The 22,828-nt window shown below is 70.6% G+C and carries 18 protein-coding genes; 5 read left to right on the top strand and 13 right to left on the bottom strand.

Annotation, left to right across the window (positions count from 1 at the left end; genetic code table 11):
* Positions 1-5 precede the first annotated feature (5 nt).
* The 3 genes from CFB41_RS07170 to CFB41_RS07160 are packed head-to-tail and all read right to left on the bottom strand — an operon-like array spanning position 6 to position 2,542.
* The gene (locus CFB41_RS07170) at positions 6-461 is read right to left on the bottom strand and encodes a DoxX family protein (RefSeq protein WP_089456040.1); all 456 of its coding nucleotides are present in this window, start codon (positions 459-461) and stop codon (positions 6-8) included.
* Between the two features lies 1 nt (position 462).
* A complete protein-coding gene (locus CFB41_RS07165; RefSeq protein WP_089456039.1) occupies positions 463-2,355 on the bottom strand; it encodes an amidohydrolase in 1,893 nt (630 codons plus the stop codon).
* Positions 2,356-2,374: 19 nt separating this feature from the next.
* A complete protein-coding gene (locus tag CFB41_RS07160) occupies positions 2,375-2,542 on the bottom strand; it encodes a DUF1427 family protein (RefSeq protein ID WP_089456038.1) in 168 nt (55 codons plus the stop codon).
* 98 nt (positions 2,543-2,640) lie between these two features.
* On the opposite strand from CFB41_RS07160, the gene CFB41_RS07155 reads away from it, so the two are divergent.
* Positions 2,641-3,564 carry a LysR family transcriptional regulator gene (locus CFB41_RS07155; protein WP_089456037.1) on the top strand — a complete coding sequence of 308 codons (924 nt, stop codon included), beginning with the start codon at positions 2,641-2,643 and terminating at the stop codon, positions 3,562-3,564.
* Between the two features lie 67 nt (positions 3,565-3,631).
* Here the strand turns inward: CFB41_RS07155 and CFB41_RS07150 are convergent, their stop codons facing one another.
* Positions 3,632-4,318 carry a hydrolase gene (locus CFB41_RS07150; protein WP_089439814.1) on the bottom strand — a complete coding sequence of 229 codons (687 nt, stop codon included), beginning with the start codon at positions 4,316-4,318 and terminating at the stop codon, positions 3,632-3,634.
* Between the two features lie 276 nt (positions 4,319-4,594).
* On the opposite strand from CFB41_RS07150, the gene CFB41_RS07145 reads away from it, so the two are divergent.
* Genes CFB41_RS07145 through CFB41_RS07130 form a run of 4 tightly spaced genes read left to right on the top strand, consistent with a single transcriptional unit; the run spans position 4,595 to position 7,834 of the window.
* Complete coding sequence (locus CFB41_RS07145; protein WP_089440387.1) at positions 4,595-4,855, top strand: XapX domain-containing protein; 261 nt, start codon at positions 4,595-4,597, stop codon at positions 4,853-4,855.
* Positions 4,856-4,880: 25 nt separating this feature from the next.
* Entirely contained in the window at positions 4,881-6,461 is a 1,581-nt protein-coding gene (locus CFB41_RS07140) for a sodium:proton antiporter (protein WP_089456036.1), read from the top strand.
* Positions 6,462-6,507: 46 nt separating this feature from the next.
* Entirely contained in the window at positions 6,508-6,900 is a 393-nt protein-coding gene (locus CFB41_RS07135; protein WP_069247730.1) for an OsmC family protein, read from the top strand.
* A gap of 31 nt (positions 6,901-6,931) precedes the next feature.
* Positions 6,932-7,834: a pirin family protein gene (locus CFB41_RS07130; protein WP_089456035.1), complete on the top strand. Its 903-nt coding sequence runs from the start codon at positions 6,932-6,934 to the stop codon at positions 7,832-7,834.
* Positions 7,835-7,893: 59 nt separating this feature from the next.
* Here CFB41_RS07130 and CFB41_RS07125 read toward each other — a convergent pair whose 3' ends face one another.
* Genes CFB41_RS07125 through bcsB form a run of 9 tightly spaced genes read right to left on the bottom strand, consistent with a single transcriptional unit; the run spans position 7,894 to position 22,567 of the window.
* Positions 7,894-8,091 carry a hypothetical protein gene (locus tag CFB41_RS07125; protein WP_089456034.1) on the bottom strand — a complete coding sequence of 66 codons (198 nt, stop codon included), beginning with the start codon at positions 8,089-8,091 and terminating at the stop codon, positions 7,894-7,896.
* Positions 8,073-9,629 (bottom strand): cellulose biosynthesis protein BcsG, encoded by a 1,557-nt coding sequence (bcsG, locus tag CFB41_RS07120; RefSeq protein ID WP_089456033.1) that lies wholly within the window; start codon positions 9,627-9,629, stop codon positions 8,073-8,075. Before bcsG ends, CFB41_RS07125 begins: the two co-directional genes overlap by 19 nt.
* A gap of 27 nt (positions 9,630-9,656) precedes the next feature.
* Positions 9,657-12,194 carry a UDP-forming cellulose synthase catalytic subunit gene (bcsA, locus tag CFB41_RS07115; RefSeq protein WP_089456582.1) on the bottom strand — a complete coding sequence of 846 codons (2,538 nt, stop codon included), beginning with the start codon at positions 12,192-12,194 and terminating at the stop codon, positions 9,657-9,659.
* Positions 12,191-12,970: a cellulose biosynthesis protein BcsQ gene (gene bcsQ / locus CFB41_RS07110; protein WP_089456032.1), complete on the bottom strand. Its 780-nt coding sequence runs from the start codon at positions 12,968-12,970 to the stop codon at positions 12,191-12,193. Before bcsQ ends, bcsA begins: the two co-directional genes overlap by 4 nt.
* Entirely contained in the window at positions 12,967-13,185 is a 219-nt protein-coding gene (locus CFB41_RS07105) for a hypothetical protein (RefSeq protein WP_089439809.1), read from the bottom strand. The genes bcsQ and CFB41_RS07105 overlap by 4 nt, the downstream gene beginning before the upstream one ends.
* Positions 13,182-15,155, bottom strand: a complete 1,974-nt coding sequence (gene bcsE / locus CFB41_RS07100; RefSeq protein WP_089456031.1) for a cellulose biosynthesis protein BcsE — start codon at positions 15,153-15,155, stop codon at positions 13,182-13,184. The genes CFB41_RS07105 and bcsE overlap by 4 nt, the downstream gene beginning before the upstream one ends.
* 9 nt (positions 15,156-15,164) lie before the next feature.
* Positions 15,165-19,046 carry a cellulose synthase subunit BcsC-related outer membrane protein gene (locus CFB41_RS07095; protein ID WP_089456030.1) on the bottom strand — a complete coding sequence of 1,294 codons (3,882 nt, stop codon included), beginning with the start codon at positions 19,044-19,046 and terminating at the stop codon, positions 15,165-15,167.
* Positions 19,031-20,260 (bottom strand): cellulose synthase complex periplasmic endoglucanase BcsZ, encoded by a 1,230-nt coding sequence (gene bcsZ, locus CFB41_RS07090; protein ID WP_089456029.1) that lies wholly within the window; start codon positions 20,258-20,260, stop codon positions 19,031-19,033. The genes CFB41_RS07095 and bcsZ overlap by 16 nt, the downstream gene beginning before the upstream one ends.
* A 3-nt stretch (positions 20,261-20,263) precedes the next feature.
* Positions 20,264-22,567 carry a cellulose biosynthesis cyclic di-GMP-binding regulatory protein BcsB gene (gene bcsB, locus CFB41_RS07085; RefSeq protein WP_089456028.1) on the bottom strand — a complete coding sequence of 768 codons (2,304 nt, stop codon included), beginning with the start codon at positions 22,565-22,567 and terminating at the stop codon, positions 20,264-20,266.
* Between the last annotated feature and the right edge of the window lie 261 nt (positions 22,568-22,828).

Here is a 22,828-nt window from a genome sequence, read left to right as displayed (position 1 = left end):
ATCAATCACGCGCGGACATCGTCGTCCACGCGCTTCGCATCGGCGAGCACGGTCGCAAGCACGAGTGCGGCGATCAGCCCGAGATGCTCGAAAAAGCTGTTGAGCGCCATGAAATGCTCGGCGCCCGTCCGGTTCCAGAAATCGTTGGCCACCGCCATCGCGACCAGCGTCAGCATACCGAGGCTGCCCGCGCCGAGCCACGTGAAGCGGCCCAGCACGATGCACAGCGAGCCGGCGATCTCGACTGCGATCGCGAGCGCCGCCCACAGCGCGGCCGGCTGCAGCCCGAAATGCGCCTGCTCCGCGACCGCGCCTTGGAAGTCCAGCGCCTTCGCGACACCGCCGATCAGGTACGCGGACACCAGCGCCAGCCGCGCGAGCGGCAGGATCCACGGCTGCGCGAGCAGCGCGCGGACCCACGCCGGGTTGCCGGCGCCGACGTGAGGGGTCGGGGTCGCCATGTCAGACCGCCCAGCACGAACAGCCGAACGCGCCCCAGAAGCCCTTCGCGTCCGACGTCGGCAGCGCGCGGCTCCACGCGTTCGCGTGTGCATGGCCGTGCAGGCCGCACGCGCTCGCGCAACCGCACTGCGCGGCGGCCGCCGCGGCGCGCTGCAGCGGCGCGCCGTTGCGCTGCGTCGCGCCCCAGCCGCCGTAGCCGCCGTACTCGCGCACCGGCGACCAGTCGGGCATCGCGGGCGGAATCGGCGCATCGTGCGACGCGAACGGCCCCGCCCCCCACACGATCCGGCCGCCGACTACCGTCAGCAATGCAGTCGTATCGACGATATCGTCCTCCGCGCACGTGAAGAAATCGCGATCCGGGACCATCAGGTCGGCGAGCTGGCCCACCGCGATGCGCCCTTTCTTGCCTTCCTCGTTCGAGAACCACGTCACATACTCGGTCCACATGCGCAGCGCGGTCTCGCGATCGAGCAGGTTGCGCTGCGGATACATCCGCATCCCGCCGACCGTCTTGCCCGTCACCAGCCACGCGAGCGACACCCACGGGTTGTACGACGCCACGCGCGTCGCGTCGGTGCCGGCCGACACCTTGAGCCCCTTCTCGAGCATCTTCGCGACCGGCGGCGTCGCCTCGGCCGCCTGCGCGCCGTAACGCTCGACGAAGTATTCGCCCTGGTACGCCATCCGGTGCTGCACCGCGATGCCGCCGCCGAGCGCGGCAATGCGGTCCATCGAACGTTCCGAGATCGTTTCCGCGTGATCGAAGAACCAGTTCAGCCCGTCGAGCGGAATGTCCTCGTTGACCTTCTCGAACACGTCGAGCGCACGGCTGATCGTTTCGTCGTAGGTCGCATGCATGCGCCACGGCCAGCGGTTCTGCGCGAGCACGCGCACGACGCCTTCGAGATCGTCCTCCATCTGCGCCGGCAAGTCGGGGCGCGCGACGCGGAAATCCTCGAAATCGGCCGCCGAAAACACCAGCATCTCGCCCGCGCCGTTGTGGCGGAAGTAGTCGGTGCCATCGTGGTACTTGACGCTCTTCGTCCAGTTCACGAAGTCTTCCTTCTCCGCGTTCGGCTTCTGCGTGAACAGGTTGTACGCGATGCGCACCGTCATCTCGCCCGCGTCGTGCAGCTTGCGGATCACCTCGTAGTCGTCGGGATAATTCTGCGATCCGCCGCCTGCGTCGATCACGCCCGTCACGCCCAGGCGATTGAGTTCGCGCATGAAGTGGCGCGTCGAGTTGTACTGATACTCGAACGGCAGCTTCGGGCCTTTCGCGAGCGTCGCGTAGAGGATCGTCGCGTTCGGGTTCGCGAGCAGCAGGCCGGTCGGGTTGCCCGCGGCGTCGCGCAGGATCGTGCCGCCCGGCGGCTCCGGCGTGTCCTTCGTGTAGCCCACCACGCGCAGCGCGGCCGCGTTCAGCAGCGCGCGGTCGTACAGGTGCAGGATGAACACCGGCGTATCGGGTGCGACCGCATTGAGTTCGTCGATCGTCGGTAGGCGCTTCTCGACGAACTGGTGTTCGGTGAAGCCCCCGACCACGCGCACCCATTGTGGCGCCGGCGTGATCGCGACCTGGTGCTTGAGCATTTCCATCGCGACCGCGAGCGAACGCACGCCATCCCAGCGCAGCTCGAGGTTGTAGTTCAGGCCGCCGCGAATCACGTGCGTGTGGTTGTCGATCAGGCCCGGCAGCACGCTGCGGCACTCGAGATCGACGACCTTCGTCGCGCGGCCCGCGAGCGGCATCACGTCCGCGTCCGCGCCGACCGCGACGAAGCGGCCATCCTTGATCGCCACGGCGGTGGCGACGGGGTTCCCACGATCGAGCGTCGTGATGCGCCCGTTGTGCAGGATCAGATCCGGTTGATTATCAGTTGAGCTCATTAATATGTCCTCGATGCGGTCAGAAGCCGAGCCAGTGACGGATGGAGCCGATGGCCTGCGAGCCGATCAGCATGCCGGCCAGACCGATCAGCGCAATGAGTGGCGGCGCTGGCGAACGCACCTTGATCACGCTGTATACGACGCCGACCAGCACGCCGGCCGACAGCGACCATAGATAAGATTCCATAACGTTTTTTCTCCGTGACCGGATTAGAATGAGTCGCTTCGCGCCGGCCGCATGCTGCGCGCCGTATCCACTTCGCTTCCCTGCCACTCTTTCCGACCATGCAACACCTTCCTGATCTCGAAGCCTGGGCCATCTTTGCGCGCGTCGCGGAGACGGGCTCGTTCGCGAAAGCCGCCGACCTGCTCGGCGTCACGCAGCCGACGGTGTCGAAAGCCATCGCGCGCCTCGAAAAGCGCCTTGGCGCGATGCTGCTGTACCGCACGTCGCGCAAGCTGTCGCTCACGCCGACCGGCGAACTGCTGCGCGACCGTGCGATCCGGCTGCTCGCCGATGCGGAACTGATCGAGAGCGAAGCGTCCGCGCAGGCGCTCGAACCGCATGGCCTCGTGCGCGTGAATGCGCCGATGTCGTTCGGGGTGCGCCACCTGTCGCCGGTGCTGCCCGCGTTTCTCGAACGCTATCCGCGCGTCGACATCGACCTCGTGCTCTCCGATCACATCGTCGACATCGTGTCCGGCGGCTTCGACGTCGCGATCCGCATCGCCGAGCTGAGCGATTCGTCGCTGCGCTCGCGCCGCCTGTGCGCGGTGCGCCGCCCGCTCGTCGCGTCGCCGGCGTATCTGGACCGTCATGGCCGGCCGACGCATCCGCGCGACATCGAGAAGCACGTGTGCCTCACCTACACCAACCTGCCGACACCCGAGCACTGGCGCTTTCGCCATCCGGCCTCGGGCGACGACTTCGGCGTGAACGTGCACGGACGCATCCGCACCAACAACGCCGACGTGATCGTCCCCTCGCTCATCGCCGGTCATGGCCTTGCCCTTCAGCCGGAGTTCCTGGTGTGGGAAGCCATGCAGAGCGGCGAGCTCGAGGAAGTGATGGCGGACTGGAAGATCGCCGACATCAACGTCAACCTCGTCACGCCGCCCGGCATGCTGCGCGCCGCGCGCGTGACGGTGCTGCTCGACTTCCTCGCGGAACACTTCGCGCACGCGCCGTGGGCGCTGCCGGCAGCCTGAGCGGGCGGCGGCCGGCGACAGCGGATCGCCGCGGCCGGCCGTTGCCACGATCGCGGCCGGTCGCCCGTTACTTCGCCGGTACGGCCGGGATCGACTCGTGCGGCGTCGCGGTACGCTGCGCGGCCTTGTGAACCATCGTGTATGCGTAGTCGACGCCCATTCCGTACGCACCCGAGTGCTCCTTCGCGATCGCCATCACCGCGTCGTAGCTGTCGCGGCGCGCCCAGTCGCGCTGCCATTCGAGCAAAACCTGCTGCCACGTGACGGGCACGACACCGGCCTGCACCATGCGCTGCATCGCGAAGTCGTGCGCGGCCTGCGACGTGCCGCCCGATGCGTCGGCCACCATGTAGATCTCGTAGTCGCCTTCGAGCATCGCGCACAGGGCGAACGTGGTATTGCAGACTTCCGTCCAGAGGCCCGACACGACCACCTTCTTGCGGCCATTCGCGGCGAGCGCGTCGCGCACCTTCTGGTCGTCCCACGAGTTCATCGACGTGCGTTCGAGCGTCTTCTGGTTCGGGAACACGTCGAGCAGCTCCGGGAAGGTATGGCCGGAGAAGGCCTCGGTCTCGACCGTCGTGATGGTGGTCGGCACGTTGAACGCCTTGGCGGCCTTCGCGAGCCCGACGACGTTGTTCTTCAGCGTCTGGCGATCGATCGACTGCACGCCGAACGCCATTTGCGGCTGCTGGTCGATGAAGATCAGCTGGCTGTTCTGCGGCGTCAGTACTTCAAGTTTCGGATTGCTCATGGCGCAAGGTGTCCTGTGAACGAAAAAAGGGGGGCCTGCCTCGACCGTCAGAACGGGAGGAGCCGGAGGTACGTCAGCGCCGGATCGTCATCCGGGCCGAAATATTTAAGCCGCAAACGCGCGGCGCGAACACCCAAGAAACGGAATCGATCCGATTCCCGGATCGATGCCTGTTCGGGGCTGCCCGCCCTTTTATTCTTCACGCAAACCCGATACGCTTTCGAAATCTTGACGGCGCGCCCCGCGCCGCTCGTCTGCCATCACGGGACGCCCGCCATGAAACCGTATTTCCTGTCGCTGCTCGCCGGCGTCCTCGCCGGCGCCATCTACGGCACGATCGGCGTGAATTCGCCGGCGCCGCCGATCATCGCGCTCACCGGCCTGCTCGGCATGCTCGCCGGCGAACAGATCCTGCCGGTCGCGCGGCGCATGCTCGCGGGCCACCGGCTGAACACCGCATGGCGCGACGCGAAGTGCAGCCAGCACATGTTCGGCGCGCTGCCCGGCGGCACCACGAACGACCGCAAGCCGTCGTGATGCAATCGCTCATCACCTATCACGCATGACCAACGTCGAGCTGTTTCATTACCTGCTGCTGTTGATCTGCGGGGCAGGCGCGCTCACGTGGCTCGCCGAACGGATTTCGATTCCCCCGGCCGTCGTGCTGCTGCTCGGCGGCTGTGTCGTCGCGGTCTTCGGCAAGCGCGTGCCCGACATGGACCCGGCGCTGCTGCTCGCGGCCGTGCTGCCGCCGCTGCTGATGTCGAGCGGGTTCTACACCGCGTGGAAGGAATTCCGGCAGGAGCTTGTGTCGATCGCGTCGCTCGCGCTCGGCGCGGTGGTGTTCACGACCGTCGCGGTCGCGTTCGCCGTGCATGCGGTGAACCCCGCGCTGCCATGGGCCGCGTGCTTCACGCTCGGCGCGATCGTGTCGCCGCCCGATGCGGTCGCCGCGAAGGCGATCCTGCAGCGCCACCCGCTGCCCGCGCGGCTCGTTGCGGTGCTCGAAGGCGAAAGTCTCGTCAACGATGCGTCGGGCCTGCTGCTGTACCAGATGGCCGTGTCGGCCGCGCTCGCCGTGTCGATCACGGCCGCGAGCGCCACCGGCCTGTTCTTCTCGCTCACGCTGATCGGCATCGCGGTCGGCCTCGCGTGCGGCCATGCGATGAGCTGGGTGCTGCCGCGCCTGCGCGATCCGATGCTCGGCATCGTCGTGACCTTCGCGATGGCATGGGGCAGCTACGGTGTCGCCGAAGCCGTCGACGGCTCGGGCGTGCTGTCGGTCGTCACCTGCGGCCTCGTGCTCGGCGTGCGCCAGCATCGCGTGTTCGACGCCGACATGCGGATCAAGGCGAAGGCGACCTGGGAGGCGATCGTGTTCGTGCTCGACGCGCTCGTGTTCATCCTGATCGGCCTCGCGCTGCATGCGATCCTCGCGCGCGTGAACCACGAAGGCGCGGTGCTGATGGCCGGCCTGCGCGTCGCACTACCTGCCACCGCCGCCGCGATCGCCGCGCGCATCGTGTGGGTGTTCGTCGCGATGTGGCTGCCGGGCCGCCTGCGCGCGCCGCGCGCCGGCCACGCACCGTGGTCGTGGCGCGAGGCCGTCGTGCTCGGCTGGTCGGGCATGCGCGGCGTCGTGAGCCTCGCGGCCGCGATCGCGCTGCCCGCCAATTTCCCAGGCCGCGACCTGATCCTGTTCAGCACGTTCCTGCTGATCATCGCCACGCTCGTCGTGCAGGGCGGCACGCTCGCACCGCTGATCCGCGTGCTGAAGCTGCGCCCGGCCGCGCGCCACACGATGTCCGAGCACGCGGTGCGCGCGCATACGTTCGGCGCGGCGCTCGCCGAACTCGACGCGCTCGAACAGCGCGGCTCGACTCTCGAGCGGCCGTCGCTCGACCGCCTGCTCGCCGAATACCGGAACCGCGTCACCTTCAACGAACGCGCGCATCGCCAGGGCGCCGAGCCGGCCAACGTGCGCTCGCGCATGCTGCGCGTCGAACTCGACCTCGTCGGCGTGTCGCGCCGCGCGCTGCTCGACCTGCATCGCGACGGCCGGGTCGACGACGCCGTGCTGCACCGGATCGAATCGGAACTCGACTTCGAGGAACTACGGCTGCAGCGACTGCTCGAACCGTAACGCCCGGCCCGGCCGCCGGCCTCCCTTTTTTTCACATGGAACTGCAATGAGCGAACTGTCCGTCGAAGCGAGCATCGGCTCGGTCGATTACCTGGTCCACTTCAGCGACGGCGTCCACCAGTGGCGCGCCGACGAACCCGCTTCGCTCGGCGGCGGCGATGCGGCGCCGACGCCCGTCGCGCTGCTGCTGTCGAGCCTCGGCGCATGCACGGCGATCACGCTGAAGATGTATGCGCAGCGCAAGGGCTGGCCGCTCACCGAAGTGCACGTGAAGCTCGCGCACGAATCGGGCAGCGCGGGCAGCACGATCGTGCGCCGCATCACGCTCGAAGGCGACCTGTCCGGCGAACAGCGCGAACGCCTGCTGCAGATCGCGAACGCGTGCCCGGTGCACAAGATCCTCACGCATCCGATCACCATCGACACGGCGATCGCCTGACGCGCTCCGCCTCGACTACCAGATCCCCACCATGTCCGCCTCGATCAAGACCCTGCTCACGCCGCGCGAAAGCGACATCGGCAACCTCGTCGTGCGTCGCGTGCTGCCCGCGCGCGCCGCCCGCCTCGTCGGCCCGTTCATCTTCTTCGACGAGATGGGGCCGGCCGTGCTGCCGGCCGGCCGCGGCATCGACGTGCTGCCGCATCCGCACATCGGCCTCGCGACCGTCACCTACCTGTTCGACGGTTCGCTGATGCATCACGACAGCCTCGGCTTCCGGCAAAAGATCGTGCCGGGCGACGTGAACTGGATGACCGCCGGCCGCGGCATCGTGCATTCGGAGCGCTCGCCCGACGAAGACCGGCCGCGCGATCAGCCGGTCCACGGAATCCAGACCTGGGTCGCGCTGCCGGTCGAGCATGAAGACACCGCGCCCGCGTTCGTCCATCATGCGGCCGACACGCTGCCGTCGTTCTCGCGCGACGGCGCGAGCGTGCGCGTGATCGCGGGTACCGCGTTCGGGCTCACGTCGCCGGTCGCCGTGTTCTCGCCCACGCTCTATGCGTACGCGCAATTCACGGCAAACGGCACGCTGGCGCTCGATGCCGAACATGAGGAGCGCGGCGTGTACCTCGTTGACGGCGACCTCTCGATCGACGGCACGCCCCTCACCGCCGCGACGATGGCCGTGCTCGAACCGGGTGCGACCGTGACGCTCGCGAGCGCGAACGGCGCCCGCGTGATGCTGCTCGGCGGTGCCCATCTGCCGGGCGAGCGGTTCATCGAATGGAATTTCGTGTCGAGCTCGCGTGCGAAGATCGATGCGGCCCGCGCGGCGTGGGCCGACCAGACCTTCGGCAAGGTGCCGGGCGAAGAAAACGAGTGGACGCGCCAGCCGGAACGCAAGGCGCAACAAGGTAACAACGCGCAGTAAGCAGGTTCGCCCGCAGGCAAGCAACGCAACGGCCGGCACACATGCCGGCCGTCGTGCGTTTACCGCTTCAACCCCATCAGCTTCGCGAGCGTCGGCCACCGGTCGAGCGACTCGATGAACGCGCGGCGCGCCTGCTCGTCGACGTAACGCTCGGGATCGAGCGCGGGCAGATGCCGTGCGAGGCCGAGCACGTCGTTCGGTTGCGACAGGCGCGCATCGTCGCTGTCGGCGGGGAGCATTACTGTTCGTCGATCCATACGCCATCCGGAGTTTTCACCGAGTAGCCCGCGGCCGTCTGCATCGTCACCGTGCCCTCGTTCTCGCCCACCATCCGCGTGCGCGGCAGGTCGGCCGCGTACTGCGCGAGCGTCGTGCCCGGCTTGAACGGGCTGTTCGACACGAGGTTCGACAGCAGTTGCGCGAGCGCGAGGAAGCTGGTCGGCTGGTCGATCACGGTCGTCGCGCCGTGGTTGCCGGTAAAGCCGACGAGCCGCACGCCGACCGGCCCGTGCACGATGCGCGGCGTCGGAATCTCGCGCAGCCCCGCGACCTGGTTCTTGTCGCCGCGCAACGCGGCGCCGTGCTCGGGCACGAACACGATCACCGCGCGGCGGCCCGATTGCGCGATCAGGTCGGCCAGGTGATCGAAGTCGTCCATCAGCTTCGTCACGCGCTGCGGATACGAGTCGATGCTCGTGAGCGCGCTGCCGACGACGCGGTTGCCGTCGTGCAGGCTGATCGTGTTGTAGTACAGCGCGACCGGGCCCGGCACCGACGCGCGCTGCGTGTACCAGTTCGCGAGTGTCGCGTAGTCGCTCTTGATTTCCGAGCCGTCGAACGCGTGCATCGCGACGGGCGCGGCCGCGTTCGACACCGGCGGCGCGTCGGGCACGCCGATGTTGTCGTGGATCACCTGCAGGAAGTTGTCGAAGTGGCCGTCGTGGTTCAGCAGCGACTGCACCTTGTAGCCCGCGCTCGCCAGTTGCGAGAACAGGTAGCACTGCTGCGGCGCCGGCTTGTACAGGTCGGCGTGCGCTTCCTGCCCGCAGCTCGCGCGCAGCACGCGGATCGCCGCCGGCCCGCTGTAGCTCGCGGCCGTGCTGAAGTTGGTGAACAGGTAGTCGAAGTGACTCAGCATCGGATGGTTGCGCGCCTTCGCGGCGTCGAGGTCGTCCCACGACAGCGAGCAGATGTGCAGCACGATCACGTCGAACTGCGCGGCCGGATCGTTGCCGAGATGGCCGAACGCGACCTGCCGCTGCGATTCCTGCGTGCGGAATGTCGCGAGCGCGGCGTTGTGATCCTCCGGCTGGCCGGCGAGCGTCGCGCCCGTCGCGGCCGCCTGCTGCGGAAGCGGTGCGACGACGCGCGCCATCAGCCCGCTGCCGGCCTGCCACAACGGCATCACGATCAGCACGGCCAGCACGAACGTCGCGACGCGCAGCCAGCGGTTGACGATGAAGTAGACGATCAGCGCGCCGGCCACCGTCAGCAGCAGCACCGGCGGCAGCAGGCGCGGCAGCAGCTCCATCCAGTAGTCGAGGTTGAACGTGCTCACTTCACGCGCGGCCTCGACGAGCCGGGCGAGCGGCGGCGCATGCATCTCGCGCGCGAGCAGCGGCACCGCGATCGCGATCGCGACGACCTGCCGCACGATGCGCCACGCGCGCCGCCGGATCGGTGCGCTCGCCGCGAGCGCCACCGCGAACGCGAGGTTCGCGAGCCAGAACGGCTGCAGGTGCCCGGTCGCGAACAGCGCGAACTTCAGGATGAAATACAGATTCCAGAACGTCATCTAACCCACTCCATGATGAGCGCCGCGTCAGTCGCGCGCCCGATCGAGTTTCGGCGCCAGCATGGCCAGCAGGCCGCGCGCCGCACCCTTCCACATCCGTACGTTGCCGTCCAGGCCGATCCGCAACACTTCCTTCAGCCCGCCCAGCGGCGTGTCGATCCGCTGGCCTTCGTGCCAGTCGAGCCACGCGTCCGCGCGGCCGAACGTGCATTGCACGAGCTGGCGCTCCTGTTCGAGCGTGAGTTCGTCGAAGCTCACGCCGACGTGGGTCGGCGTCACGCGGCTCACGCGCACCGGGAACGGGAACGGCCGGTCTCCGCGCGTCACGCACACCGTCAGCGTGTCGCCGACGGCAAGCGGGAGCCCCGGCACCGCTTCGAGGCCGAGGCCGCCGGTCGAGTAGTCGCTCGTGAAGCACGCGGCCGTCGAGCCGTCGGCAAGCAGCAACATGGCCGGCACGCGCATCGCGATCCGGTGCGTGACGCGCACCTGCTTGGTCTCGCGCGCCACGGCCAGCGCCGCGCCGAGCATCGCGAGGTTGTACACGGTCCAGCCGAGCGTGATCAGGATCGTCGACGCCTCGTCGCCCTGGTCGGCCACGAGCCGCCACAGGCCGGCGAGGATCGCGAGCACGTTCATCCCGAACAGCACCAGATACGGCTTCGACGTCGACCAGTCGACGTAGCCTTCGTCGATCTTGCCGCCCTTGTCGGTCACGTTGAACTTGCCGTGCTTCGGGCTGAAGAACGCGACGGTGGTCGGCAGCGCGATGTACCACGCGAGCACCGATTCGTAGACCTCGGCCCAGAACGAATGGCGGTAGCGCCCCTGCATCCGCGAGTTCGCGACGTTCGCGAGCACCAGATACGGGATCACGTAGCTCGCGAGCGCGAGCGCCGACGCGTTGATGAAGTACAGGTGGAAGAACAGGTACGCGAGCGGGATCGTCAGGAACACCAGCCGCGGAATCCCGTAGAAGAAGTGCAGCATCGCGTTGCCGTAGCAGATCCGCTGGATGAGGCCGAGCCCGCGCCCGAGGAACGGGTTGTCGATGCGGAAGATCTGCGCCATCCCGCGCGCCCAGCGCGTGCGCTGCTTCACGTGGCCCGCGAGGCTTTCGGTCGCGAGGCCGGCCGCCTGCACGGTCGGCAGGTATGCCGACGTATAGCCGCGCCGGTGCAGCTTGAGCGCCGTGTGCGCATCCTCGGTCACGGTCTCGACCGCGACGCCGCCCACCTCTTCCAGCGCGCTGCGCTTGAGCACCGCGCACGAGCCGCAGAAGAACGTCGCGTTCCACAGGTCGTTGCCCGACTGCACGAGGCCGTAGAACAGGTTGCCCTCGTTCGGGATCTCGCGGAACGTGCCGAGGTTGCGCTCGAACGGATCGGGCGAGAAGAAATGGTGCGGCGTCTGCACGAGCGCGCATTTCGGGTCGCGCAGGAACACGCCCATCGTCGTCTGCAGGAACGAGCGCGTCGGCACGTGATCGCAGTCGAAGATCGCGATGTATTCGCCGTGCGTCTTCGGCAGCGCGCGGTTGATGTTGCCGGCCTTCGCGTGGCGGTTGTCGTCGCGCGTCACGTAGTCGATGCCGGCCTCGCGCGCGAACGCCTCGAATTCGGGGCGCTTGCCGTCGTCGAGCAGATACACGCGCAGCTTGGCCGTCGGCCAGTCGATGCTCTGCGCGGCAAACACGGTCGGCTTCACGACCGACAGCGGCTCGTTGTAGGTCGGGATGTAGATGTCGACGGTCGGCCAGGTGTCGGGATCGTCGGGCAGCGGCACGATCGGCCGGTCGAGCGGCCACGCGGTCTGCACGAAGCCGAGCAGCAGGATCATCCACGTATAGGCTTCCGCGCCGTACAGCAGATAGCCGGCGACGGCCTCGACCGGGCTGCGGAAATCGAGCGTCTGCGTGGTGCGCCACCACATGTAGCGCACCGTCGCGAGCAGGGCGAGCGACGCGAGCGCGAGCGTCGGCAGATGGCCCGGCAGGCGGCGCAGCGCGAGCGCCAGCACCGCGACGATCGCGAAGAACGCGAACTGTGCGCCCGGCATCAGCGGCGACATCCCGGCCGCGGCCCACAGCAGCGCGCCGGCGACCAGCAGCAGCGGCGCGAGCCAGCGGTGCCGGCCGACGCCGTTCGCACGCGCATCGAGCCAGCCGCCCCAGCGCACCCACGGCAGGCGAGCGAGCAGCGCGTCGATGCGCCGGCCGACCGCGCGCCCGGCCAGATAGACGGGCACGACATACTTGTCGAACCACGCGAGCGGATCGCGCGCGGGCCGCCCGTCCGCCGCACGCGGCGCCCGCACGATCGCGCGCCACAGCCATTCGCGCGGGCTGAGCGGCTGCAGCACGCCCCACTCCTGCGCCAGCCGCAGCGACGCGACGCGCACCCAGCGGCGCACGTGATCCGGCCGGCCCGGCGGCGGCGCGTGGAAGAACAGCCGCACGATCCAGTCGACCAGCGTGCGTTGCGCCGGCAACCCGATGCCACGTGCGAGCCAGTCGGCCGCACGACGGCCGGCCGCACGCAGGCGCAGCGCGAAGCCCGCGTTCATCGCGCCGCTCCGCGGCGACCGGCGGCGCCTGCCGCCAGCCACGTATCGACCCAGTTCGCGACGCCGTTCAGGTCGTGCGACGCCTGCGAATACGGCGCGTCGTCGAAGATCCAGCTGCCGCGCGCGAGCGCTTCGGGCACGGCCGCATCGACGTGGATGCGCTGCTCGAGCATCGACGCCGGCCCCGCGACCGCGCGCAGCATGCCGAGCGCATCGCGCTGCATGTCGCGCGCCGGATTCAGCCGGTTCACGACGATCTGCAGTTCGCCGCCGCCGGCCCGCAGCGCACCGAGCCGCGCGGCCGTCGTCGCGCACGCGGTCGGCTCGGGCGGCACGACGACGAGCGTCAGGTCCGCGCGGCGAATCGCCTGCTCGGCCTGCGTCGACGGATAGCGCGCGGTGTCGATCAGCACGACGCCGTCGGCCGGCAGCGCAATCTCGTCGAGCGCGCGCGCGAGCCACGCGGGATCGGCCGCGAGCCGCGCATCGCATGCGGCGGCGCCGGCCGCGTCGACCTGCCCGTACGGGACGAACAGCACGCCGTCGGCGTTACGCCACGTATGGGCATGCCACGGCTCGCCGCCACCGAGCAGGCTCTGCGCGAGGCCATGCTCGGCCAGCGAGTCGAGGCCGAGCGTCGCGCCCATCAGGTTCTGTGCATCGAATTCGACGGCGACGACCGGCCGGCCGCGACGCGCGAGCAGCACCGCGAGCGCGGCCGTGAGCGTCGTGCGGCCCGCGCCGCCCGTCGTCGACGCAATGGCGATCGTCTTCATCGGGCCGCCTCGCCGCTATGCTCGCCGCGCGCCGCATCGGGCAGCAGCCGTCCGCGCAGCGCGACCGGCACCAGTTCGCACGGCACCGCGTCGCGCCGGTCGATGCCGCGCGGCGCATGAAAACCGCGGCCGATGCCGAGGTGCTGCGCGACGATCCACACCGGCACCGCGATCACGATGCCGACGATGAAACCGATGACGATTTCGGCAATCATGCGACTCCCTCCTTGCGCAGCGGCATCGCGCTGCGGACGGCGCTGCGCTTGCGCGCGGCGGGAATGACGGGCTCCGGCGCCGATGCACCGACAGCCGCGGCCGTCGGTGTCGCACCGATCGCCTCGAGCGCGACGATCGTATCGATCGCGTCGATCGCGCTGCTCACGTCGCTCGCGTCGGGCAACGCCGCGCCGAGGTCGGTGCGCGCGGGCGATGTGCGCGCCGCGCCCGCCGGCTGCGTGGCCGCGAACAGGTCACTGTAGTCGGCAATCGGCGCGCGCCGGTTCTCCGCCTTCAGCGCATTGAGCTCGGTGTCGATGCTGCCGTGCCCGAGACATACGACGCGGTCGGACAGCGTGTCGACCGGCACGTCGAAGATGCGCGCGAGCGCGTCCTCCGCATCGGCCGGTTCGCACGCGAACAGGAACACGTACAGGTGCGCGGCATCGGCCGTCACGACGTCGCCCGCGCGGCGCGGCTTGCAATGACGCAGCGCGTCGACGTGCGACACGCCCGGCAGCAGCGTGATCTTCGCAAGCGTGTGCGGCAGCGCGAGCACGGCGCCGCGATCGAGCACCGCGCGAATTCGCAGGCAGAACGCGCCGACCGGCAGGTAGCCGAGCACCGAATCGCCGAGCGCGGCCGCGAGCGCCGCGCGATAGTCGGCCGCGACGGGCCGCGCATAGAGCTGGCCGCGCAATGCGTGCACGGCGGCCTGCATCCGCGATACCGGCAAATCGCGCGCGACGACGCGGCTCGCGCCGACGCTCAGCACGAGCATCTCGAACTGCTGGCGCAGCACTTCGCCGCGCTCGACGACCGCGATCTTCAGCGCACCGCCGCACTGCCGGCGCAATGCGTGCACGTCCGCGCAGAGCGCTTCGAGCTGCGCATGCGAGCGGAACACGAGCACCGCGGTGGCGGCCTGCGCATGTGCGCAGGCGGCGACGACGGCCGCGTTGTCCTCGACGATCTCCCAGCCGTCCGGCACGCGGTTCGTGCCTTCGAGCACCGCGCGGCTGACGACGACACGATCCTCGTCGCTCGCGAGCTTCATCCGGCGTGCGGGCTCGGTCGTGCCGCCGTCGATGCTCGCCGACAGCCGGCCGCCCGGCGTAAAGCGCAGCGGCCGCACTTCGCCGGCCGCGAGCGTGTCGCCCGCCCGCCAGAAATCGACGACCCACAGCAGCTCGCCGTGCGTGCGCTGCAACTGCGCGACGCCCGAGCAGATACCGTGGAAACCGCTGCGCGGCGTGCGATCCGCATCGCGCACGAGCGGCGCATCGTCGGTGCGCGCGGCGCCGCCCGCGCGGGTCGCTTCGGGATCGAGCAGCAGCACCAGCGCGATCCGGCGCGTGCGGCACCAGTCGGCGAGTGCATGCGCCTCGTCGGCGAGCGCGATCGGGTCGTCCCAGCTGAACCAGCGCTGCGCGCCTTCGACGAAATACAGCGAGCGCGCGCAAAAGCCGTAGCGCTTCAGCGCGCGCAGGCCGCCGGTCAGCCGTGCGAACGGGCCCGGTGCCGCGCGGCGCGGGGCGTCCGCGGTTGCGCCGGCGCCGGTGCCGGTGTGGTCACCGTTGGCCGGCTCAGTCGCGGGCGGCATCGCCAGCACGTTCAGGTTGCGCGGCCAGCCGGCCGGCTGCGCGCCGCCTGCAAAGCCGCGCGCCTGCATCTGTTCGGCGACGTGCGTCGCGTCGCGTGCGAGCACGACCGTCACGTCGCGCGTGCGCGCCTGTCGCGCGCTCTCCCACACGAGCGCGTCGCAGGCCGGCGTGCCGCCGGCCGCGTAGATCGCGTACAGGCCGCCGGCTTCCAGTTGCGTCCACGTATCGGGCAAGCCGTCGATCGCGAGCCGGCTCACCGTGCCGGCGCGACCGCCGGCCGGCCCCACGCGCAGCAGCGCGCGCAGGCGATCGACCAGGCCGGTGGCGCCGAGCGCGGAGCGGGTGGCATCGAGTTCCGTATTCACGGCGTTCCCCTAGTAATCCGAATAAAGCCGCACCGGCGTCGGCGTGACGAGCCAGCTGCGTTGTGCGCGCGCGTCGAACGCATAGCGCAGGTACACGAGCGCCGAACTCGGCGCGTAGTCGTGCGACCGGTCGACCTTCAACTGCGCGCCCACGCTCAGGTGCGGGTTCACGCGGTACTCGACGATCCCGTTGATCCCGTACGAGAACGACACGCCGCGCGTCGAGCTGCCCGTGTACACGAACCCCGCCGCCACCTGCGCGGCCCGCTGGTCCGACGACATCGGGTAATACAGCGAATCCTTCTCGTAGCTGTTCGAAATCCCGCCGGTGACGGTCAGGTCCCACGACAGCGCATCGTGCCGCCCCGCCCATTCGATCGGCACGCCGAGCGACAGGTAGCGTTGCGGGCTGTAGTAGCCGCCCTGCCCGTACGTGTAGTAGCGCAGGTTCTCCGCGTAGTGCCATGCATTGCCGACGAGCCCGGTGCTGACCTTCATCGTCGCGCGCTCGTACACGGGCACCGTGAAGCCGGTGCGCAGCGTGACCTCCGCGTTGCGTTCGACGTTGCGGCCGGACAGCACGCCCGCGCCGAGTTCCGCGAACAGGTTCGTGCGGCCGACGTCGACCGACGCGCGCAGGGTCACGCCATCCCGGCGCACGCCGCCCCAGACCGCGCCCGTCCAGGGGTCGCGCATCCCCGAATACGACAGCACGCTGCTCGTTTCCGGGCGCCGCGACGCATTCACCGAGAAACTGGCCGGGCCGGCATCGAAGCGATAGCGCACGCCGCCGACCAGGTAATGCACGGGGAAACCGAGCGGCGACGTACCGAGATCGAAGCGCCATGCGTCCGTCAGGTAGCCGGCGCCGAGCGCGACGCCGGTGGCCGTCTGGTGCACGGAGCCCGGCGGATTCGCGATCGATGCGGGCGTCAGCTCGTTCTTTGCCTTGAGTTCCGCGTAGCTGCCGAACGTGGTGAGCGAATACGCGTTCGGGTTGCTCGTGTCGAGCGTGCCCGGGTCGAGATGCACGGTGTCGATCTGCGCGAACACGTGCCCGTCGTAGCGGATCGGCATCTGCATGTAGATCGGCACCTGCTGCGCGCGATACGACGAGACGCCTTCGTCGCCCGACTTGTAGGCGGGCGTCCAGCCGGTTTCGATCTCGGGATTGCGCCGCTGCTGGAGATCCGCGAACGCGGCCTGCGCGGGCGTCAGTCCGTCACGGCCCGGGCTCACGCCCGTCGTGCGCTCCTGCGACTGCGACATCTGGTACAGCGACGCCGCATCGTCATAGCGCCCCTGCGCCTCGGCCACGCGGCCGGCCGCGACCGTCACGTCGGCGCGCGCCGGGTACGCGGCATGCAGCCGGTCGGTCACCTGCCCGGCTTCGTCCGGACGGCGCAACGCATTCAGGCGACGCACGGCCGACAGTTGCGTGTCGACGTCGTCGTCCGGCGTGCGGGCCAGCACCGCCTGCACGCGGGCAAGCGCCGCGGCCCGATTGCCGCTGTCCTCGTCGATGCGGGCCAGCGCGAGCTGCGTCTCCGCATCGTCCGGCGTGCGCGCGACGACCGGCGCAAGCGCGGCGCGCGCCGCATCGTAATGGCCTTGCGCCCGTTCGAGATCGGCCAGTTCGAGCGCATAACGCTTGTCCGCGCGGCCGGCCGGGCTCGCACGATCGAGCAGCGTGCGCGCCTGCGCGTAATCCTGCTGCGCGATCGCGTCGTCCGTCTGCCGCAGCACGAGCCGGAGCGACTGGTCTTCGATCCGCGCCGTCTGTGCGGGCGTCAGCGACGGTTCGCGGCGCAGCGTGTCGAGCCATGCGGCGAGCGCGTCGTCGCGCCCCGCACTGCCGAGCAGGTCGCCGTAGCGCAGCCGCACGTCCGCGTCGGCTTCGCGCGGGTGCGCGGCGATCCAGTCGTGCAACGGGGCGAGCCCGCGGTCGGGTTCGCCCGCGTCGATCCATTGCGCGCCGATCGCGGCGAGCATGTCGGGGTCGTCCGGCGCACTCGCCTGCGCCTGCGCGAGCGACGCGGCAAACGCCGTGCGGTCGCCGCGCGCGAGCGCACCGCGTGCATCGGCCAGCGCGCGTTGCGCATCGAGCTTGCGCGCCAGCGCGCGCATCCCGTCCGAACGATGCGCCTCGTCGACCGGCGCGAGCGCGGCCTGCGCGCCCGCGACGTCGTCGAGCGAATTGCGGTACAGCGCGCTCGCGTAGCGCATCTCGGGCGTCGCGCTCTGCGCCAGCCCGTCGTCCATCACCGTGCGGCCGAGCTGCGGCAGCCCCATGTCGCGATAGAGGCGTGCGAGCGCGAAGCGCGTCCACGGCGCGTCGGGCGCCGCGCGCACGGCCGCCTCGTAACGCTGCGCGGCGGGCCCGCGTTCGCCCTTGTCGGCGAGCGCACGCGCCTGGTTCGCGAGCAGGTCGGCACGCAGGCCGTCGAGCGCGCGCCGATCGTCGCGGCCCGTCACGCGGCCTTGCAGCGCATCGAGCAGCGGGCCGATCTGGTCCGCGCGGCCGGTGTTCTCGTACAGCGTGGCCGTGCCGCGCACGGCCGCGAGGTCCGGCGAACGTGCGGCCAGCAACTCGCGCAGCAACGGCTCCGCGCGTGCCCAGTCGCGCTGCGCGAGCAACGCGTCGGCAAGCTGCAGCTTCGCATCCGGGCTGTCCGGCTGCATCGCGAGTGCCGCGCGTGCGGTGCGCTCCTCGTCCTGCGGACGGCCTGCCGCGGCCGCCGCGCGGCCCTGCGCGAGCAGCCCCCAGAACTGGGCGGTGCGCGCGAGGCCCTGCCATTTGCCGCGCTGGTCGGTCGACAGCGTCGCGGCGCGCGCGAACAACGTGCGCGCTTCGTCGTGCCGCCCTTCGCGCAGGCGCAGCAGGCCGAGCCCGCCGATCGCGTCGGCGTCGTCCGCCCGCGTCCGCGCGGCGCGCGCGAGCAGCGGATCGGCGCCGGCCAGGTCGCCGCGCGCGAGCGCCTGCAGCCCGCGCTGCTGCGCGATGTAGTCGGGATTGCGTTCGAGCTGGCGCTGCGCGTCGCGCTGGCGATCCAGTTCCGCGACGCGGTCGACGAATTCGGTATCGTCCGGCACGAGCGCGAGGTACGCATGCAGCGCGTCGAGATACGCGGGATCGCTGCCGGCCGACTGCAGCACGCGTCGCCACAGCGCCATCGCCTCCGTATGGTCGGCGTCGGCGCGCTTCGCGAGCGCCCAGGCGATCCGGTTCGCCTCCGGCCGCGTCTCGGCGCGCTGGTTCAGGAGCCGCGCGAGCGCCATCGTCGCGCTCGTGTCCTGCGGATCGGCCGCGACCGCGCGGCGCAGCGCGGCGATCGCCGGCTCGCGTCCGCCCGGCGCATTCGACACGATCTGGTAATACTCGGCGCCGAGCGCACCCGACGGCGCGCCGTTCGGAAACAGCGCGACGATCCGCCGGGCCGCTTCGTCCGCGCGGCCGCTGCGCGCGAGCAGGCGAATCTGCGCCATCTCGCCGCGCCCGCTCGTCGCGACGCGGTATTCGTCAGCCACCCGCCGCGTGGCGGGCGCATTCGGCGACTGCGCCTGCAGGCGCGCGAGCGACGCCTGCGCGCCTTTCGCATCGCCGAGCCGCAGCAGCACGCGCACTTGTTCGGCCAGCAGCTCGGGATCGCCCGGTGCGATCAGCAGCCCCTTGCGCAGCGCGTCGCGCGCGAGGTCGTCGCGATGCTTGACGCCCCACATCCGCGCGGTGTCGAGCAGACGCTGCGCATCGGCGGACGCGGCAGTCGCCGGCGTCGCGGGGTTCGCCGGCGGCGCGTGCGCGGCGGTGCCCGGCGCCGCCGCACACACCGACGACGCGAGCCACGCGAATCCCGCGACGTGCGGCGCGGCGCGCTTCAGCGGGCGGCGCACGCGCGGCCTCCCCAGCGGGCGTCGAGCGTGCCGTCCGCACCGAACCGGTAGCGCCCGTCGCGCCAGCCGAGCCCGAACAGCGTCAGCACGCTCGTGTAGTAACCGGGCGGCGACTGGCGCGCGAGCGTATCGACACGCGCCGCCTGGGCATCGGCCAGCGCGCGCTGGCCGCGTGCGTCGAGGAACGGCACGGCCGCCGCCGAGAAGCCGCCGTTGCCGTCGTTCGGCCCGGCGACGCCGGTCGTCGTGTCGACCTTCTCCGGCGGCGCGCCGTGCGCGGCGATATGGTCGGCGAACGGCGCAAAACGCGCGAGCATCGGCGCGGCGAGCGGATCGGCGCGGTCGAGCATGCCGGCCCACAGATACACGCGGATCGCGTTGTACGCGCTCTCCGCCTGCGTGTCGCGATCGGGCCCGAAACCCGTACCCGCGCGATACAGCGCCCAGTCGGGCGAGAAGCCTTTCGGGGCGGTGTCGAGCAGCACGCGGCCGGTGCTGGCGGCGAGCGCGGCCCAGCGCTTGTCGTCGGGCAGGCGCGCGCCGAGCGCACGGATCACCTGCGGCGGCGAGTAGCTCGGGTTCACGCGCCACTGGCCGTCGGCGAGCTTGAACCCCGTCGGCCCGGGCAGCAGCGTGAGGCCGAGGCCCGGCACGGTCGCCGTCTCGACGTCGAGCACGCGCTTCGCGAGCAGCGCGCCGCGCGCCGTGTAGCTGCGTTCGTGCCACATCCGTCCGGCCTCGACGAGCGCATACGCGATCCACAGGTCGGCGTCCGACGCCGCGTTCGCGTCGAGCACGCGCCACGCGCCGTCGGGCGCGCGGCCCCACAGCCACGCGGGCAGGTGCGCGCTCAGGTCGCCCTGCGCGAGATTGTTCTCGGTCCATGCGAGGATCGTGTCGAACATGCGCCGGTCGTTCGCGACCAGCGCGAAGAAAAGTCCATACGCCTGCCCCTCCGATACCGTGCGTGAATCGGCCGAGCCGACGTCGATCACGCGGCCGTCGGCCGAGATGAAATCGCGCTTGAACGCGTCCCAGCGCGGCCACGCCGCGCCGCAGCCCGCGTCGGCCGCGTCAGCCGCAGCGGCTCCCGCGGCCTGCGCGCGCGTGGCCATTCCGGCCGCCGCGCACGTCATCGCCACCGCCAGCGCGAGTGCCGCGCCGACGCGCCGCGCCGGCCGCGTTGCCCGTCGCTTCGCCATTGCCCGCGCCATCCGTTACATCCCCCGTCGACGCGCGGCGATTCTCTGCAGCACGCTGAACACGCCGAGCGCGAGCAGCAGCCCCGCCACGACGCCGACCGCGCCCAGCACGACGGGATGCCGCGCCGCCTGCGTCCACACCCGCGCATACCACGGCACGAACCCGACTACGTAAGGCTCGCCGACGCGCAGGCTGTCGACCTGCCCCGGCCGCACCAGCGCCAGGTCGCCCTGCAGCTGCGACACGAGCCCGCCGTTCTCGAACACGTCGAGCAGATCGCCGAGGCGCGGCTGGTCGGTCGCCGTCAGCGCGACGACACTGCGCCCGCGGCTGCCCGGCAGCTCGAACCCGGCGAGCGCCGCGAGCGAGCCCGTCTGCTCGATATGCGCGCCGCCTTCCGTCAGGCCGACGCCGTTGCGCCAGCGCTCCTTCACCGAGAAGGCGACGCGCGCGGCGCCTGCGCCGCCCGCGCTGCCCTGCTCGCCGATCACGAGCGGCAGCGCCGAGCGCCAGTGCGCGAGCAGCGGCGACGTGGGCGAGCCGTCGATCACGAGCAGATCCTTGCTGCCCGACAGCGCGGCGACGTCGCCGGGCCGCGCGACCTGCACGCGCAGTGCCGGGAAGCCGGTCCATTCGCCCATGTGGCCGAGCATCGTCAGGTAGGCCTCGAGCTCCTGCGGCGACGGCCGGTCGGGCATCACGACGGCCGTCTGCGCCAGGTCGGCGAAGCGCGTGAACGGGAAGCCGCTGTTCGCGAAGAACGCGAGGTTCGGCAACTGCGCGTAATGGACGAAGTGCGAGAAGTCGATCGTCGAATCGGGATCGATCGCCGCACGCTGCGGCTCGGTCGCCGTGCTCGAGCACAGGCCCGTCTTCTGCGAATCGAGCGTGAAGCGGAACTGCAACTGGTTGCCGCTGCCGACCCGGAAAGCCGGGATGTCGACGTCGCTCGTCACGCGCCCTTCCGGCACCGACAGCAACGGCAGCTGCATGCGGCCGTGCGCGTCCTCGGCATGGGCCGGCCCGAGCCGGTACGACTTCACGAGCTGGTCGTTGATCTCGACGGCGAGCGTCGAGTTGTCCTGCACCGTCGGCGCCGTGTAGCGGTAGCGCAGCGTGATCGGCACGCCCGCGCCGTTCCACGAATGCAGGTCGGACGGCACGCGCAGGTTCAGGCGAATGGCGTCGGGCGTGGTGCCGCGCACTTCCAGCTCGCGCGTATCGGCGACGAGTTCGCGGAACGGGATCGGCCGGTTCACCGGCAGCCAGCGCGGCGCGTCGTACGGTTTGCGCGGCGCGCCGAGATCGACGTGCGCGACCGTCGCCGACGGCCCCGACAGCGCCACGCGGCCCAGCACGAGCGTCGCGACCGCATCGTCGACCTCGGCCGCCGTGCGGCCCGTGACGACGAGCAACTTGCGCCCCGGCGCGGCCGGGTTGTCGGCCACCGCGAGCAGCGGGCCGTTGATCGACGGCAGCGCGAGGCCGGCCGGCAGCGTCGCGGCCGTGCCGATCACGACCGCCTGGTCGTCGGCCGGCAGCCCGGTCGATACCGGGAAGCGCGCATGCCGGTAGTCGGCCAGCGCGCCGAACCACGACGCGAGCACGCCCGCGCTGCGCAGCGTCGCCGAATCGGGCGACGCCGGCAGCACGAACGGCAGCCGCACGCGGCCGTTGTCGCGCCGGTCGAAGAACGGCGCGGGAAGCAGCGCGAGATCGTTCGGCAGGCGGACCGGCGATTCGTCGAGGATCAGCTCGCTCTTCGGGCTCACGTCGGCCCACAGCGCCGAGTTGGCCGGATCCTCGCAATGGTCGAGCGTGTAGTGCGCGATCAGGCGCAGGCCGATCTGGTTGAAGTCCGAGAAGTAGCGCGGATCGATCGGGATCTCTTGTGTGACCGTGCGACCCGCCTGTGCGGCGTCGAACGGAACGGTCGCGATCACCTCGCCGTTCACCGACACCTTCAGGTGCGACATCGGGAACACCAGCGACGGCGAATACGCGTAGGTCAGGCGCAGCCGCGCGCCGGTGACCACGCGGTCGAGCCGCACGCCCGCATTGATCGTGCGGGCGTCGTCGGCGCCGCGCAGGCGCAGCGGATCGAACGCGCCGAGCGACGCGAACGGCAGGCGCACCGTCGTCACCGGCAGCCCGGCTGGACTCGCGCCGGCCGCCGCGGGCGCGGCCGCGAGCACCGGCGCAGCGCCGGACGCGGCGGCGACCGGCACGGCCGGCAGCGGCGCGGCCGACAGCGCGGCGGCATGAAACGCGCCGGCCATCGCGGCCGAGAGGACGAGCAGCGACACGGCCGGCTTCATGCGGCACTCCGTTTCGTCAGGATCATCCGGTCGTCCGTCGCATCGCAATCGAAATCGATGCACGCAAAGCAGCTATGCCCGTGAGTGAACATCCCCACTGCTTCCCCTCATATATCTAACTGGCCTGATTCATTTATCGAAACGATGCGGCGCTTTCTTTAATCGCGCGGCATCGTGCGACGCGCGCCTGGCACCGGCACACGCCCATTCGTCACACTATCTCAAAAATAGGACAAAACTTACCCCGATTCGCGAAGTTGA

The sequence above is a fragment of the Burkholderia sp. AU33803 genome (genome assembly GCF_002223095.1).
Lineage (GTDB): Bacteria > Pseudomonadota > Gammaproteobacteria > Burkholderiales > Burkholderiaceae > Burkholderia.
The sequence above is the reverse complement of the archived record's forward strand: the minus strand, read 5'-3'. Positions and strand labels throughout refer to the sequence as shown.

Coding starts and splice junctions, on each gene's coding strand:
- CFB41_RS07170 (WP_089456040.1), bottom strand. CDS start 461: ATGGCGACCCCGACCCCTCACGTCGGCGCCGGCAACCCGGCGTGGGTC.
- CFB41_RS07165 (WP_089456039.1), bottom strand. CDS start 2,355: ATGAGCTCAACTGATAATCAACCGGATCTGATCCTGCACAACGGGCGC.
- CFB41_RS07160 (WP_089456038.1), bottom strand. CDS start 2,542: ATGGAATCTTATCTATGGTCGCTGTCGGCCGGCGTGCTGGTCGGCGTC.
- CFB41_RS07155 (WP_089456037.1), top strand. CDS start 2,641: ATGCAACACCTTCCTGATCTCGAAGCCTGGGCCATCTTTGCGCGCGTC.
- CFB41_RS07150 (WP_089439814.1), bottom strand. CDS start 4,318: ATGAGCAATCCGAAACTTGAAGTACTGACGCCGCAGAACAGCCAGCTG.
- CFB41_RS07145 (WP_089440387.1), top strand. CDS start 4,595: ATGAAACCGTATTTCCTGTCGCTGCTCGCCGGCGTCCTCGCCGGCGCC.
- CFB41_RS07140 (WP_089456036.1), top strand. CDS start 4,881: ATGACCAACGTCGAGCTGTTTCATTACCTGCTGCTGTTGATCTGCGGG.
- CFB41_RS07135 (WP_069247730.1), top strand. CDS start 6,508: ATGAGCGAACTGTCCGTCGAAGCGAGCATCGGCTCGGTCGATTACCTG.
- CFB41_RS07130 (WP_089456035.1), top strand. CDS start 6,932: ATGTCCGCCTCGATCAAGACCCTGCTCACGCCGCGCGAAAGCGACATC.
- CFB41_RS07125 (WP_089456034.1), bottom strand. CDS start 8,091: ATGGATCGACGAACAGTAATGCTCCCCGCCGACAGCGACGATGCGCGC.
- bcsG (WP_089456033.1), bottom strand. CDS start 9,629: ATGACGTTCTGGAATCTGTATTTCATCCTGAAGTTCGCGCTGTTCGCG.
- bcsA (WP_089456582.1), bottom strand. CDS start 12,194: ATGAACGCGGGCTTCGCGCTGCGCCTGCGTGCGGCCGGCCGTCGTGCG.
- bcsQ (WP_089456032.1), bottom strand. CDS start 12,970: ATGAAGACGATCGCCATTGCGTCGACGACGGGCGGCGCGGGCCGCACG.
- CFB41_RS07105 (WP_089439809.1), bottom strand. CDS start 13,185: ATGATTGCCGAAATCGTCATCGGTTTCATCGTCGGCATCGTGATCGCG.
- bcsZ (WP_089456029.1), bottom strand. CDS start 20,260: ATGGCGCGGGCAATGGCGAAGCGACGGGCAACGCGGCCGGCGCGGCGC.
- bcsB (WP_089456028.1), bottom strand. CDS start 22,567: ATGAAGCCGGCCGTGTCGCTGCTCGTCCTCTCGGCCGCGATGGCCGGC.